9 protein-coding genes are annotated in these 14,912 nt (G+C 71.9%); 3 read left to right on the forward strand and 6 right to left on the reverse strand.

From position 1 onward, the window contains the following. A partial coding sequence (locus AB0N31_RS31375; RefSeq protein WP_366061862.1) for a phosphopantetheine-binding protein occupies window positions 1-693 on the forward strand: 693 nt, incomplete at its 5' end. A gap of 281 nt (window positions 694-974) precedes the next feature. Here AB0N31_RS31375 and AB0N31_RS31380 read toward each other — a convergent pair. From AB0N31_RS31380 to AB0N31_RS31405, 6 genes are all read right to left on the reverse strand, one after another. Beyond that, the gene (locus tag AB0N31_RS31380) at window positions 975-1,583 is read right to left on the reverse strand and encodes a LuxR C-terminal-related transcriptional regulator (protein ID WP_366061863.1); all 609 of its coding nucleotides are present in this window, start codon (window positions 1,581-1,583) and stop codon (window positions 975-977) included. A 598-nt stretch (window positions 1,584-2,181) separates the two neighbouring features. Beyond that, complete coding sequence (locus AB0N31_RS31385; RefSeq protein ID WP_366061864.1) at window positions 2,182-5,004, reverse strand: AAA family ATPase; 2,823 nt, start codon at window positions 5,002-5,004, stop codon at window positions 2,182-2,184. A gap of 729 nt (window positions 5,005-5,733) precedes the next feature. Beyond that, entirely contained in the window at window positions 5,734-8,628 is a 2,895-nt protein-coding gene (locus tag AB0N31_RS31390; protein WP_366061865.1) for an AAA family ATPase, read from the reverse strand. 263 nt (window positions 8,629-8,891) lie between these two features. Continuing rightward, complete coding sequence (locus AB0N31_RS31395) at window positions 8,892-10,274, reverse strand: acyltransferase (protein WP_366061866.1); 1,383 nt, start codon at window positions 10,272-10,274, stop codon at window positions 8,892-8,894. A gap of 7 nt (window positions 10,275-10,281) precedes the next feature. Continuing rightward, the gene (locus tag AB0N31_RS31400) at window positions 10,282-11,502 is read right to left on the reverse strand and encodes a cytochrome P450 (protein ID WP_366061867.1); all 1,221 of its coding nucleotides are present in this window, start codon (window positions 11,500-11,502) and stop codon (window positions 10,282-10,284) included. Window positions 11,503-11,690: 188 nt separating this feature from the next. Next, window positions 11,691-12,914, reverse strand: coding sequence for a cytochrome P450 (locus AB0N31_RS31405; protein ID WP_366061868.1), 1,224 nt, complete (start codon window positions 12,912-12,914; stop codon window positions 11,691-11,693). Between the two features lie 391 nt (window positions 12,915-13,305). Here AB0N31_RS31405 and AB0N31_RS31410 point away from each other — a divergent pair, with 391 nt between their 5' ends. Both AB0N31_RS31410 and AB0N31_RS31415 read left to right on the forward strand, forming a co-directional pair. Further along, window positions 13,306-13,518: a ferredoxin gene (locus AB0N31_RS31410; protein WP_366061869.1), complete on the forward strand. Its 213-nt coding sequence runs from the start codon at window positions 13,306-13,308 to the stop codon at window positions 13,516-13,518. Between the two features lie 46 nt (window positions 13,519-13,564). Next, complete coding sequence (locus tag AB0N31_RS31415; RefSeq protein WP_366061870.1) at window positions 13,565-14,812, forward strand: activator-dependent family glycosyltransferase; 1,248 nt, start codon at window positions 13,565-13,567, stop codon at window positions 14,810-14,812. Window positions 14,813-14,912 lie beyond the last annotated feature (100 nt).

The raw sequence follows: 14,912 nt of genomic DNA on the forward strand, positions 1-14,912 counted from the left end.
GAGGCGGGGGATGGCCTGGTGGTGGTCGCGGACGTGGAGTGGGAGCGGTTCGTTCCCGCGTTCACCGGCCGCCGGCCCAGCCCGCTGCTGAGCACCCTTCCGCAGGCGGTGGCCGCTGCGGACCGGGAGAACGAGACCGCACGGCAGGGCACCGGGGTCGACCGTCCCGCACTGGTGGAACGAGTGATGTCCCTGTCCGCCCAGGATCGGTCGGCCGCCCTCCAGCTCCATGTGCGGCAGGTCGCGGCCGCGGCACTCGGCCACGCCGATCCGGACGTCGTCCTCGCGGACCGGGCGTTCCGCGACATGGGCTTCGACTCCCTCACGGCCGTCGAACTGCGCGACCGGCTCACCAAGGACACGGGCCTGCGTCTGCCCTCGACGCTCGTGTTCGACCATCCCACACCGGCCGCCCTCGCCCGTCACCTGGACGCCGAACTCGCCGGTGAGGGCGGGACGACGGTGGCGGGCCTGCTGGCCGACCTGGAGACCGGCATCCAACGCGTCATGCAGGCCGATCCGGACCGCGACGCGCGCACGTTGCTCGGCACCCGGCTCAGGGCGCTGCTCGCCGAGATCGAGGGCGGTGCGGCCGACGACGCGGACGCGGGCGGTGCGTCGCTCAGTGACCGGCTGGACGGCGCGAGCGACGACGAGCTGTTCGACCTCATCAGCCGCGAGCTCGAGCAGTAGACGGCCGACTCCGGGGCGGTGGACGACCGCCCCGGGTGCACATGCCGGGCGCCGTACCAGCCCGGGTACACATGCCGGCGGCCGTACCAGTAGGGGTGGTACGGCCGCCATTCGTTCGGTGTGGGCCGGAGCCCGTAGGAGCCACTGTCCACGGAACTCTCCGGCCTGCGCGCCCCCTGCGAGACGGGCCCGCTGGTCTGTCCCGGTCCGCGCCGTCCGGCCGTCGCGGTGGACCGGACCGGTCCGGCTGCGGAGTCGCTCAACCGACCATGGGGGAGGACTTACTTGATGAAATCCGGCAGGACGCGAGGTGGCCACTGACCCACCGTCAGCATGCCCATGGAGTGAGCGCGGGCCACCAGCGCTGCGCGGTTGGGGGCCTTGAGCTTCCGCAGCATGAGACCGACGTGGTACTCGACGCCCTGACGGCTCAAGTAGAGCCTGGCGGCGAGCTGTACGGTCGAGGCTCCCGCCGCGATCCCTTCGAGGACCTGCGCGTCGAGCTTGCTGAGCAGCCGCTCGCGCGGGTGGCCGGTCACGTGCTTGATGTCCGCGTTGTCCGCCTCCGTGTCGGGTCGGACCTGTACGACGATGCCCGCCAGATTCCCGGTGGTGTTCTGCACGGCGATACCGGTCAGTTCGCCGGAGAAGACCCGGCCTGCGTTGCCGAGACCGACCATGCGCTCGGCGAAGCGGTTGGAGCGGCCCTCGGCGAGCCGGACGAAGTGGCGGTTCAGCACCGAGGGGGCGGAGGGATGGAGCAGTTCGTACAGGTTGCGGCCGCAGGTGTCGGCCGGGGTGCGGCCGAACTGGCGGGAGAAGTCGGGCTCCGCAGCCACGATGTGCATTTCAGGATCGATGTGGGCGGTGTAAAGGCGGCGGTTGCTCACCGCAAGGGCTCGGGACTCCTGGGGGTTTCGGAGAGGGGTGGCCTGATGCGGTATGGATGTCCTGTCTCTGGTCTGCAGGGAACTCATTACGTGCGTGGTCACTACCTGCGTGGTCACTGCGACGCACCGTCTTTCTGCGTTCAGATGTGGGGGATGCACGCACCACCTGGCAGCGCATCTGATCACAGGTGGTGCGGACTCGGCGGGTCTCGGTCAATGACCCGTCGAGTCATTCTCTGATCAACTGCGGGAGAGCCTAGAAATACTCCTACAGGCCGGTCAAGCAAACCTTTGCGTGCCCGGAAAACACTGTGGTTCGGTGGTTCGGTGGTGCGGTGCGGCGCAGCCCCCGGAAGTTCTCCCTGGCGTACTGCCACCCGACCTGATCAGCGCAATCGACGCCGAGCGCGAAGGTTCGGTTGCCCTCCAGGACCCGGTTCTACGGCCGCTGTGGTGCGCTTGTCGGCATGATCGTCCGAAGGATCGGTCGAGCACGCGTGACCGTTTGGCTCCGACAGTTGCCCGTTTGCTGCCCGATTCGCGGGAAGGAGCGGCGGGTTCTGGAGCGGCATAGCGGGGAGAGAAGGAATGGCTTGGGTCACACGGATGGTGTTTCGCCGCGTTCTTCGAGGGCTTGGGCGAGATCCGGGCGGCCCCCTATTCCGAGTTTGCGGTACGACTTGGTCAGATGCTTTTCGACCATGCGAGACGACGTGCCGAGCTTGGCTGATATCTCGGAATTGCTGAGACCGGTGGCCGCCAGGTGCGCCACTTTACGCTCGGACGGGGTGAGCCGGTCGGCGGTCGAGGGACTCCGGCTCATGTGCTCGTCCCTCTTTCGCGCGATTTTCTCCGCCAGGGCGTCGGCTCCCTGGTCGACCGCCAGTTCGTGTGCCCGTTTGAGTGCGGCGGAGCGCCGTCTGCGGTCCGTTTCGGGACGGGTGCCGAGGGCGTACAGCGCCCGGCACAGCTCGTGTTCGTTGGTGGCGTTCTCCAGCACCTCGACGGCCTCTTCCAGCACCGCCACGCTCTCTCGCCCCCGGGAGACCCTGCCGAGGGCCACCAGGGCACGCCCCAGCCGGACGGGAGCGCCCCAGGCGCGTGAGCGCTCGACCTCCAGGAGCGCTGCCCCCACCGCCTCCTCGTGCTCGCCGAGACGGTGGTGCATCAGGGCGGCGCAGGAGGACCAGGGAACCGCGACCGGGTTGTGCCAGCCGATGCTTTCCGCACGCCGGCCCGCGGTCTGGAAGTGGACGAGCGCAGCGCGGGTTTCACCGCGCCCGGCCGCGAGGGTGCCCCGTGCCAGGTGCAGCAGCGCCGCCAGATGCTGGTTCTCGATGTGCAGCCGGTGCTGGGTGAGGATCTGTTCGGCGAGCTGGGGTTCCTCGGTGCGCAGGGCGACGATGGCCAGGACGGCGGCGCAGACGGTCGGCAGGCCGCCGGTGTCGGGTCCGGCCAGGGCGTCGGCCTGGACCACCTTCTGCCGGGCGTAGGCGAGTTGCCCGTCGGCGAGGGCGACCAGGGCCTGCTCCGAGCGGATGACGGCCTGCTCCACGTCACCGCCCGTGCGCTGGGCGAGCCGGTGTGCCTCGCGCAGCCAGCCGGCCGCGCCTTCCGTCCGGCCGGCGCCGGCCAGGATGTTGATGGCCAGGGGCGTGGTGCCGTGGACGTGCTCGGGGACGGGCATCTCGTGCTCCAGCAGCCGGGTGCACAGCCGGGACAGCTCCTCGGCGGAGGCGGCGTTGGCGACGAACGCGATGTGCATGAGGGACGTCACCAGTTCGCGTTCGCCGGTGGTGTGCAGGGAGGGGGAGGGGCCCAGTGCCCGGAAGCGGCGCAGGGCACGCTGCACGTGCGCGGGATCCTGCGCCGACAGCACGTGCTCCCGGGCTTCCAGACGCAGCGCGAGTTCTCGTTCGATCCAGTCGTCCGAGTCGGACCGGCCCAGTTCCTCGGTCACGGCCCGCCGTACGGAGTCGATGCGGAACGCGGCCGGGTCCATCAGGAGAGGGCCCAGCCGGGTCACGGCGCCGGCGCGTTCCCGTACCGACTCCAGCAGCGGTACGGCCTCCGCGACGTGCCGCAAGGAGGCGGCGGAGGCGAAGCTGCGCTCGGCGGTCGCCAGGTCGATCAGCAGGCGGCCGCGATCGCGGCCCATGGGGGAGGTGTCGAGCAGCGCACGGCGCAGGTAGCGGGCGGCGTCCCGGGGCGAACCGCGGCGCAGCGCGCTGTCCGCGGCGGTCCGCAGGATCTCCACGGCCTGCGGGCCGTGCAGCGTGACGACCGACATCAGGTGCTCCGCGGCCAGTTCGGCCGGATGACCGGTGCGGTGCAGCAGTTCGGCCGCCACGCTGCGCATGGCGGTGCGTTCGGCCGCGGGCATGGTCTCTTCCAGCAGGTCACGCAAGAGCGTCCCGGGGATGAGGAAGCCGGAGTGCGGCGTCACGAGTCCGGTCAGGCGCAGGACGTCGACGGCCTCCGCCCGTCGGTCGTCGTCGATCTCCGCCAGGAGGGCCACCAGTTGGGGGTCGGCGGCGTCAACGAGTACGGTCAGCGCGTAGGCGACGCGTCGGACGTGGTCCGGCTGCGAGCGCAGGAAGGTGGCGAGACGTCGGCGGGCTCGTTCCGGACGGAGGGCGGCCGCTGCCGCGCAGTTGGCCTCGGTGGGCTCCATCTGCTCGTACAGAACCTCCTCCACCAGGGCCTTCACCAGCAGGGGGTTGCCGCCGGAGCGTTGCAGGAGGGTGTCGATGAACGCGCCGTGGGGTGGTGTGCCGCAGGCTTCCTCGATCAGCAGGCGTACGGCGTTGCGGCTGAGCACGGCCGGCTCCACGGTGCGGTCCGCGGGCTCCAGCAGTTGTCGGACCTGATCCCTGGTGCCGCGTACGTCGCCGGGCAGGACGGACAGGGCGAACACGAGGCGGTTCTGTCTTCGCCGCATGAGGGACGGCAGCAGCGCCAGCAGGGACTCGCTGTCCGACCACTGGAGGTCGTCCACCATCACCATGACCGGCCGGTCCGACGCCATGGACTCGAGGAGGGCGGTCAGCCAGCGGGGTGCCTGCTGAGGGGTGATCGTGGACCACAGGGGGAGTGGTCCGGTGCCCTGCGGCTGCGCTGTGCCCGCCGCGGCCGCCGCGTCCCGCAGCCAGCGTCCGCTGTCGTCGGCCGGTGCGGTCACGAGGACCGAGTCCGCCAACTGCCGCACGACCCCGAGGGTGAAGTGCTCCTCGGCTGCGGCCGCATGTGCCCGCAGCGTCAGGAATCCCTCAGCGTCCGCGAGTGCCGCCACCGTCTCCAGGAAGGTCGACCGGCCGATCCCGAGCGGTCCCCGGACGACCAGGAGGCAGCCCTCTCCCTCCGCGGCGCGGTGCAGTGCCGTTGTCGCCTGCGTCAGTTCGGACTCGCGCTCCAGCAACAAGATCGTGGTACCCCTTCAATGACACGGACCACCGGCCACCGCCCCGCGTGCGGCTGGACGGGACTCCGTGAGCGTTGCGCAGCGTGCGGGCGATGTGGCGGGACCGCCGGGCTCCTGTGTGCACAGCACCGGTTCCCGCGGGGGTTGGTCGCCCCCCGGGCCCGGAACGCCGAGACCTGATGTGTGCCGGGTCCGCGGAATCGCTGACGCAAGGGAAGTCCTGAAGTTCGGTCATTGCTGCTTGGAAACGTGAGGTGAGCAGATCACAGCAAGGCACGCTGCGGCAAGGCCAGTTGGACGTCAAATACTTAACTGTGCACCGCGGAAATCTGAAGGATCATCACTTTTGGTGTTCCGCAAGCCCAAGCGGAACAACGTGAAGCGTCGGTTGCCGGGCGTGGTGGAGGGCGGACGGAGGGTAGGAGCGTCGCTGGACGGTGCTTCCAGTTGCGTGTCACCGGGCGTTCGCGTGCCGGCGGCGGTTGCTGCCAGGCGCGTACGAGTAAGGGCGGTGAAGCGAAGCGGAGTGCCGAGAAGGAAGGCCGGGTGGGGGAGTGGAATGGAATGCGCTTACAGTTCCGTAAGAACTGCAACCGCTTACCAGAAGGCGGACGACTCGCCGACAGGGCGTTTAGCACAATTGCGTTTGCCGCACTCGGCCTCTCCGGCATTGACAGCAAAACGACAGCTGCCCGGCCTGCGGCAGGTGCGCAGGACCGAGCAGTCGGATCACACCTGTCGGGTTGAGCCCTGGGCGTCCGCCGGCTCCAGCGCGTCGCGCAGCTGCCGTCTGCCGGACAGGCCGAGCTTGCGGTAGACGGAGGTCAGATGGACCTCCACGGTGCGTTGCGTGACGAACAGGGTTTCCGCGATCCACGCGTTGGAGCGGCCGTCCGCCGCCAGCCGGGCCACCTGTGCCTCGCTGCGGGTGAGGGCCCCGAGCCCCCGCGACACGGGCCGGCGCGGACGGGCACCCGTGGCCAGCAGCGCCCGGTGGGCGACCTCGTGCAGGGAGCGGGCGCCGAGCGCGTACGACTCCTCCCACCCCTGCCGCAGCACCTCCCGCGCGGCCTTGCGGTGACCGAGGGCGTGCAGGGCGCGGCCCCGGGCGACTTTCACCCGTGCCGTCAGCAGGGCCGCCCCCGTCTCGCCGAGCACGTACTCGGCCTCCTCCAGCAGCTTCGCACGTTCGTCGTCGTCCACCGTCGCAGCCCACAACTCCAGCCCGGCGCCCAGTGCGAGCGGCAGGTGGGCCGACCGGGCCCCCTCGACGGCCTGTTCGGCGAGCGCGCGGGCCGCACGGCGGTCGTCCAGGGCGAGGTGCGTCCGGCCGGCCCAGTACCACCAGTGCGAGACGGCCGGACTGGTGCGCTGCCAGGCGGCCTGTCGGCGTCCGCACTCCCGCAGGTCGTCCAGCGCGCGCACGGCGTCCTTCTGCGCCAGGCGGAGCCGGCCGCGGGCGCACAGCACCTCGTTCCACTGCCAGGCTTCGCTCCGGGCCGGATCGGGCACTCGCTCGCACAGGTCGGCGGCCTCCGGCAGTTGGCCGCGGTCCAGGAGTGTGTGCAGTCGCACGGCCAGCGGAAGCGCCTGGTGCGCGGTGGCGCGGGCCACGGTGGTGTGGCGCAGCGCGTCGGTGGTGTGGCGCAGCGCGCTGTCGAGGGCACCGAGCCGTTCGTGCGCCTCGGCGCTGAGCGCGAGCAGGCTGGCGTAGGTCTGGTCGGGCAACGGGTCGGTTCCGTCGATGAGTTGGCGGTAGACGTCCTGTGCCTCGTGCGGTAGGTCGGCGTAGAGCAGGACCGAGGCGGCGGCGGCCAGGAAGGCGGGGGCGTCCGCGGTGGATGTGCCCTGCCCGGTGATCCTGCGTGCCGCCGCGACCGATTCGGCCACCTGGTCCATCCGGGACACCGCGATGACGGCCCGGGCGGCCAGCAGCGCCCGTTCCCCGGCGGCGTCGCCCGGCAGTTCGAGGTCGAGGGGCACCGCGTCGAGCAGTCGGGTGAAGGCGGTGCGGTCGACCGTGGATGCGAGCAACAGCTGTGCTTCCAGCAGGCGGGTGCTCTCGGCACCGGAGGGCAGGATGGCCGGGTCCGCGCGGCACAGCTCCAGCAGTTCGACGGCACGATCCACCCGGCCCTGGCGGGTCAGCGCGTCGGCGAGGGCGCTGAGGGCCGTGAACCGCAGGTTCGGGGAACTCGCCCGGTCGAGGGCCGCCGTCAGGTGCCGGACACCGGCCGCCGGGTCCAGTCGTGCTTCGGCCGTGCCCAGCTCGATCAGCAGCCCGGGATCGCAGTCGTCGGCGCCACCGTCCGGAACACAGGACCGCAGCAACTCCACCGCCCGGCCCGGCGAGCCGCACACCACCGCCTCCCGGGCCGCTTCCCGCAGCACGGCCGTGGCCCACGGCGTCGGCGCCGACGCCGCGGACCGGCACAGGTGCCCGGCGACGTCCGCGGCGTCGGCGCCGACGTCGTGCAGCAGACGGGCCGCCCGGCCGTGCGCGGCGGCACGCTCGTCGGCCGTCAGGTCGTCGAGCACGGCGCGGCGCACCAGCTTGTGCGTGAAGGCCCAGGTTCCCTCAGCGAGGTCGCCGTTGACGAGTCCGAGGGCGCCCAGCACCGACAGGGACCGGTCGAAGGAGGTCGCGTCGACCAGGGCCAGACGCGCGCACAACTCGTGGGCGGTCCCGTCCCCCAGCACTGCCATGGCACGAGCCGCGTCCACCGTGGCCGGCGCCTGGTGGTGCAGCAGACGTACCACACGGGCCCCGAAGGCCTGCATGTCCTGCTCGCTGACCGCGCTCAACTCGCCGCCCGTCAGCGGCAGGTCCTCCGTGTGCAGTGTCTGGATGAGCCGGGTCGCCAGCAGTGGATTGCCGTGGGTGGCCGTGAGGCATGCCCCCGGGAACGTCGCGTCGGGCTCGGTGCCGGTGAGGCGGCGGGCGAGTTGGGCGATGCCCTGGCCGGTGAGCGGTCGGGGCCGCAGCACCCGGCAGGACGCCAGGGTGGTGATCTCGGTGAGGGCCGGTGTGTCGGAACCGCTGCGGGACACGAGCACCAGCAGCACCGGCAGGCCCGCCAGCCGTCGCGCGGTGTGGGCCAGCAGGCGCTGGGAGGCGGGGTCGGCCTCATGGGCGTCGTCCACGGCGATCAGCAGGGGAGTGCGTGCGGCGGCTCGTCTGATGACGTCGTGCAGCCGCGTCAGCACACCGAACGAGACCTCCACGGCATCGTTGTCGCAGCACAGCAGAGCGGGGGGACGTCTGTCGGTGAAACCGTGTTCGGCCAACGTCCCGGCTGTCGTGGGAGTCTGAGTGTGATCGCTGTCCGGCAGACCGGACAGCAGGGTGTGCGCGGTACTGAGCGGCAACCGGTGCCCGTCCGCTGCCTCCGCGTGAAGGACGCACAGGTCCAGGGCGCGTGCTTCGGCGATCATGGCCCGCAGCAGGGCGGTCTTCCCGATGCCGACCGGGCCCTCCAGGACGAGGAGACCGGACCGTCCGGTGGCGGTGCGGCGGGCCAGCTCACCGAAGAAGGCGAACTCCCGTTCCCGCTCCACGAGGGCCGGGGGCGGAGCAGCGGTGCCGGACTCGGGGGGGCTGTGACCTTCCGAGGCGACGATCATGACCGTGTTCCTCTCTCCCGGCGTTGCGAGGCAGAGCGCGCAGCCAGTTCACCCTGGCCGATTGCCGCGCGCGTACGCCCGGCGGTTCGACCTGACGCTCCGACCGCTGCCCGCCATTTTGGCCCAGACCAGCCCGACCGATCTCGCGTACTGCCCATTTCCTGTCCGGAGGGCTCCATCCGACTCGGTTTCCCGGCCGACGCGTACCCCGGCCGACCGCTCGCCCCACGCGGTCGCGCCCTCTCACCGCACCCGCCGGGATCTCACCCCACGCGACTGGAGACCGCGTGCGGATGCAGCCGCTCCTGCCAGGGACCGGTGCGGGCCAGGGCCGCGTGCGGCTCGGACAGACACAGGTACACGTCCCGGCCTCCGTCCTCCTCCGGTGTCGGGGTGACGTGCACGGTGGGCACCGGCAGGTCGGGGAACTCGTACCAGAACGGCTGCCCGGCGCCGAGGTCGATCCGGTACAGCGGGAAACGCGACCAGTTGTTGACCGACAGGGACGTCTCCCGCATGTCGAGGGCGTGCACCGCCATCACGTGCCGGGACACGCCGCGCCGGCGGTAGGCGCCGAGGAAGGCGATCTCGTCGCGCAGTTTGTCCTCCGTGTTGCTCCGCAGGCACCGGCGCACCTCGCCCGCCACCGCCCCCAGGGGTCGGGCGCGCAGTTCCCCGGCAGGTAGCGACGTCCAGCTCTTGCTGACACAGTTCCCCCAGTACGACGACGGCAGCGCGCCGCCCAGCACGGACTGCGCCCCGACGACGAGGCCCAGCCACTGCGCCGCCTCGTCCGGGTGCCCCCGCAACTCGCTCAGGACGCGCCACAGATGAGCCGCCAGCACATCGTTGGTGGACACCCAGGCGCCCGGATCCGTCAGGGCGCCCAGCGCCTCGCTCTTCATGGCCGCCAGCTCGGCCGCCTCGAACCGGGTGGTGACGGTGGCGCGTCTGCGCAGCCCCGGACGCAGGGTGGACAGCAGGTACCGCATCCGGCCGACACCGGCGAACACACGGCCCTCCCGCGTCGCCGGGTCGTCCGACATCCGGCCGAGCGCCTCCAGCGCCCCGCGGTCGTGGCTGGGCTCCTGCCAGGGCAGCCCGAGGTGCTCGCGCGACCAATTCTCCAGGAAGGCGAGGGTGCTGCCGCCGTCCGCGAGGCTGTGGCTGATGAGCACGCCGAGCACCGATCCGCCACCGCGCATCTGCGTGAGCCGGACCTTCAGCAGGGGGGCGTCCCGGTCCACCACGCCGAAGGGGCTCACCTCGCGCAGCAGGTCCCCGTTGACGGGCTGCGCGCGCAGCCCGTGACCGTACTCGCGCATCGGGTCGGGGCAGGACGCCTCGGTGAAGCGCACCCCCGCGTCGTTGCACAGCACGCTCAGTCCGCCGTCGGCGTCCCGTCGCAGCCGGCCCGAGAGCGGCGGGTAGCGCAGCAGCGTCCGGGCCAGTGAGGCGCGCAGCGCCGGACCGTCGAGGGTCTTTCGGTAGAAGAACGTCAGCGGTGTGTACCAGGGACCGGTCAGCAGGTCGTAGGCGGTGAGCCGGACCCGGCCGCCGTCGGCCGCCCCGGCCCGGACCGTGTGCACGCTCTCCACCCGGCTGTCGACGACCGTCCGGAACGGCGGGGTCTGTCGTGTGGCCACGGCGGCCTCAGTCCCAGCCGACGAGCAGCCGGTCCACGCCGTAGTGCACGGCACGGTCGCGCAGCGGCACCTCCTCGGCCGGCTCCGCCAGCCGCAGTGTCGGGAACCGCTCGAACAGCCTGCTCAGCCCGATGCGCAGACTCGCGCGAGCCAGGTGCTGGCCCAGGCACTGGTGGGCCCCGAAGCCGAGCGCCAAGTGCTTGCGCGGCACCCGGGTGACGTCGAGCCGGTCGGGGTCGTCGAAGGCCTCCGGGTCACGGTTGGCCGCCGGCAGGGACAGCACCACCGTCTGGCCCGCCTTGATCGTCGTACCACCGATCTCCACGTCCTCCAGCGCGCACCGGCTGGAACCCATCTGCGAGATGGTCAGGTAGCGCAGCAGCTCGTCCACCGCGCCTTGCGCGTACAGCTCGGGCCGCTTGCGCAGCACGGCCAGCTGGTCGGGGTGCTCCAGCAGGGCGAACGTGCTCAGCGCCAGCATGTTCGGGGTGGTGTCCAGCGAGCCGCCCAGGGTGAGCACCGCCAGGTTGACCAGCTCCTCCTCGGCCAGTTCACCGGTCGCCGCCAGCCTGCCGAAGAAGTCCTGCCCGCGTTCGGCCATGCGCGCACGGACCATGGGGCGGATGAGGGCGTCCATCGACTCCACGTGGTGGATGAACTCCTCCAGCGTGTAGGTGAGGGTCATCAGCGCCGAGAAGTGCTCCTGGATGCCGTCCATCAGCTCCGGCGACACGTCCATGAGCGAGCACACCGAGCGCAGGCTGACCTTCTCCGCGAACGCGGTCACCAGGTCGGCCGGCGAGCCCTGGGCCGCCATCTCCTCCAGCGCCTCGTCGACGATGCGGGTCAGGTGCGGCTCGTACTGCTGGATGCGGCGCAGCGTGAAGTGGCCCGCCAGCAGCCGCCGGTACTTGGTGTGCTCCGGCGCGTCCATCTTGGCGAACGAGCCGGGCGGAGAGGGCTGCGGCGCGTACTCGGTCATCGGGAACGGCGGTGCGACGACGTGCGCGAGGAGTTCGTTGCGGTGGCTGAAGCGCTCGTCGGCGAGGATCTGGCGGACCAGGTCGTGGCGGGTCACCAGCCAGCCGGCGGTGTCCTTCGGCGCGACCCGGAAGGTGACCGGACTGACCGGTTCCTCGGCGCGCAGCCTGGCGTAGGCGGCGGGCGGGTCGAAGGGGCACTTGCCGCGGTCCGAGGGGATCACGGGCGGATCGGGCCGGGTCTTCATGAGGTCACTCCGTCGGAATACGGGGGCGTGGGTGCGGGGGTGGACAGGTCGCTGCCGCGGGAGCGGCGGGCGGGGGGCCACGCGGGGCGGCCGGTGCCGGCGAGGAACGAGGGAGGCCACCACGCAGGCGGCCGGTGCTCGGCAGGGGCAGCTCGAGCACGGCGGCCGGTGCCGGGTACGGGCAAGGGTCAGGCGCGTGCCACGCACAGCGGCAGGTGCCGGGCGCCGAAGACGTTGGTGCCGTGCCAGGAAAGACGCACCGAGGGATCGACACGGATGCGCGCGTACCGGTCCAGCAGGGCCTCCAGGGCGATCCGGCCCTCCAGCCGGGCCAGCGGGGCCCCGATGCAGTAGTGGATGCCGTGCCCGAACGCCGCCTGCCGGGCGTTGGCGCGGTCCGGGCGGAACACGTCCGGGGCGTCGAAGACCCGCTTGTCGCGGTTGGCGGCCAGCAGCCACAGATGCACCGGCGTGTCGGGCCCCACCTCCAGGCCCGCGACGGTCGTGGCGGTCGTGGTGACCCGCTCGATCCGCGTGAACGGCGGCCTCAGCCGCAGCGTCTCCTCGATGACCTCGGGGATCAGCGAACGGTCCGCGCGTACCTTCGCCAGCAGGTCCGGGGCGGAGTCCAGGCAGAGCAGCGCGTTGCCGACCAGCACGGACGTGGTGATGTGCCCGGCCAGCAGCAGGAGGGTGGCGAAGCTGGCGATGTCCTCGTCCTCCAGGCGTTCGCCGTCGAGTTCGGCGGCGACCAGGGTGCCCAGCAGGTCCCCTTGCGGTTCCGCGCGCCGGGCCTCGATGAACTTCTGCAGGTAGGCGGTGATGGTGACCGCGGTCTCCTCCATGCGGCGCACGCTCTCCGGGTCCTCCGGATCGGTGGACAGCAACTGGTCGGCCCAGCCCTGGAACAGGCCGCGGTCCGCCGTCGGCACACCCAGCATGCGGGCGATGACGGTCACCGGCAGCGGATTGGCCAGCGCGTCCACCAGATCGAAACGATCCTCGGTGACGGCGTCCAGCAACTCGCCGGTCAGCTCGGTGATCCACGGTTCGAGCCCGGCGACGAGGCCGGGCGTGAACGCCTTGCTGACCAGCCGGCGCATCTTTCCGTGCAGCGGCGGGTCCAGCAGCAACAGCGTGCCGCGCGGCGCCTTCTTCTTGCCGCCCGAGAGACGGCCCACCGTGTCCGAGGAGAAGGTGGCGGGATCGGACAGCACCTGCTGCACGTCGGCGTGCCGAAAGACGTGCACATGGCCCGAGTCGTCCCGCCAGGCCCGCTGCTCCTCGCGCATCCGCGCCGTCCACGCCAGCAGGGTGATCCCGCCGTCCGGTTCCACGGACGGCGCGCTGCCGGTCCGGGGGGCCGCCGCGGGCGTAGGGTCGAGCAGGTCCGAAGTGCCTTGCTGCGCCACCCGGATTCCCCTTTCACGAAGTCGTCGTACGGCCGCTCGCGTGCCCCTTCCACGGCCGCCTGGGAGCCGGTCCGGGCAGATGTGCACCGAGACGGCCGGTCCGGGAGCGGGCCTCACCGGGTACTGGTCGCCGCCCGGTCCGGTTGCGCGGGCCGCCGTTCCTGTCGGCCACTCCAGCACGGCCGGTGCGGGCCGGGCCAGCGGCGCCGGAGCACTCTAGGGATTTTCCGAGTACCGGCCGGTCAGCCCGCTCGCGGAACCGCACGGAGCGCGTGAATAACTGGAAGAAACCCCAGACAGCGCCCGGGCGCGGCCCCGGTCGCGCCGCAAGCCCGCAAGATGGGCGCGACCCGGCATGCGGACCGGACCCGATCGGCTGACAGGGGGCGGCATGGACATCACCATCGACCACGACCGGTGCATCGGCGCCGGCCAGTGCGCGCTCATCGCACCCGCCGTCTTCGACCAGCGCGACGAGGACGGACTCGCCGTGCTGCTGGTCGACCGGCCCGGGAGCGACCTGCACGCCGCAGTACAGGAGGCGGCCGATTCGTGCCCGCTCAGTGCCATATCCGTGCGGGAGGACCGGGAACCGGCGGCCTGAAGGTCCGTCGCGTCCCGCCCCGCGGCCCCGACGAGGAGACAAACCCATGCGCGTCCTGTTCGCCGGCCTGCCGGAGAAGTCGCACGTCTACACGATGGTGCCGCTGGCCTGGGCCCTGGCGGCAGCCGGGCACGAGGTGCTGATGGCCAACGCCCCGTCGCTGACCGAGGTCATCACCGGCGCCGGCCTGGCCGCCGCCCCGGTCGGCAGCGACCACGACCTGCACCGCGACATGGCCGTCGCCCGGGACTCCCAGGACGCCGACGTCGCCAACTGGAGTCACCTGGGCTACGGCGACATCGACCACGCCGGCCTGGTCGCCCGCTACCGGATCAGCGTCCCCTACGGATTCGCCCGCTACAACGACCCGATCCTCGACGACCTCGTCGCCCTCGCCCGCGACTGGCGGCCCGACCTCGTCGTACGGGACCCCATCGCCTACGCGGGCGGCATCGCGGCCAGGGCCTGCGGTGCCGCCCACGCCCGTCTGCTGTGGTGCGCGGACGTCTACGGTCAGGCCCGCGCCACCTTCGTCGAACTGGCCCGGGACATGCCCGGAGAGCAGCGCGTGGACCCCCTCGCCGACTGGATCGACGAGCGCGGCCGCCCCTACGGCGTGCGCTGCGACGAGGAACTCCTCAACGGGCAGTTCACGCTCGACACCCTGCCCCCGAGCCTGCGCCCGTCGAGCGACCTGAAGACCGTGTCCCTGCGGTACATCCCCTACAACGGCCGGGCCGTGCTGGACGGTTGGCTGCGCCAGGAGCCCAAGCGACCTCGGATCTGCGTCACTTTGGGACGCACCAACACCGAGGCGTATGGCGGCGACTACGTGGACGTGCCCGACGTCCTGCGGTCCCTGTCCCGGCTCGACGCGGAGATCGTCGCCGCACTGCTGCCCGAGCAGACCGAGCGCCTGGGCGAACTGCCCGACAACGTACGGGCCGTCAGCGGCGTCGCCCTCAGCACACTGCTGCCCAGCTGCGCCGCCGTCGTCCACCACGGCGGCTGGGGCACCTTCTCCACCGCCCTGGTCAACGGCGTGCCGCAAGTGGCGGTCTCCACCCTCGTCGCCGACCAGGAATGGCGCGGCCGGGCCCTGCAGGAGGCCGGCGCCGGATTCTTCCTGCACCACACCGAGGGCGACCCCGACCGGGTCGCGGACCTCGCCCGACGGCTCGTGGACGACCCCTCCCACACCGCCGCCGCCCGCAGACTGCGCGACGAGTCCGCCGCCATGCCCAGCCCCTACGACATCGTGCCGGAGCTGGCCGGTCTGGCCGCCGGCGGCTGAGGCGCGCCGGGTCCGCGTCCCGCCGGGCGGCCACCCCCGCACAACCCAAGAGGAAGGAGGACGGCGCACGCTCGGTACGCCCGGTGACGCGCCGCATCCA

Source organism: Streptomyces sp. NPDC051051 (assembly GCF_040682975.1).
Taxonomy (GTDB): Bacteria; Actinomycetota; Actinomycetes; order Streptomycetales; family Streptomycetaceae; genus Streptomyces.

Coding starts and splice junctions, on each gene's coding strand:
- AB0N31_RS31400 (WP_366061867.1), bottom strand. CDS start 11,502: ATGAAGACCCGGCCCGATCCGCCCGTGATCCCCTCGGACCGCGGCAAG.
- AB0N31_RS31390 (WP_366061865.1), bottom strand. CDS start 8,628: ATGATCGTCGCCTCGGAAGGTCACAGCCCCCCCGAGTCCGGCACCGCT.
- AB0N31_RS31410 (WP_366061869.1), top strand. CDS start 13,306: ATGGACATCACCATCGACCACGACCGGTGCATCGGCGCCGGCCAGTGC.
- AB0N31_RS31415 (WP_366061870.1), top strand. CDS start 13,565: ATGCGCGTCCTGTTCGCCGGCCTGCCGGAGAAGTCGCACGTCTACACG.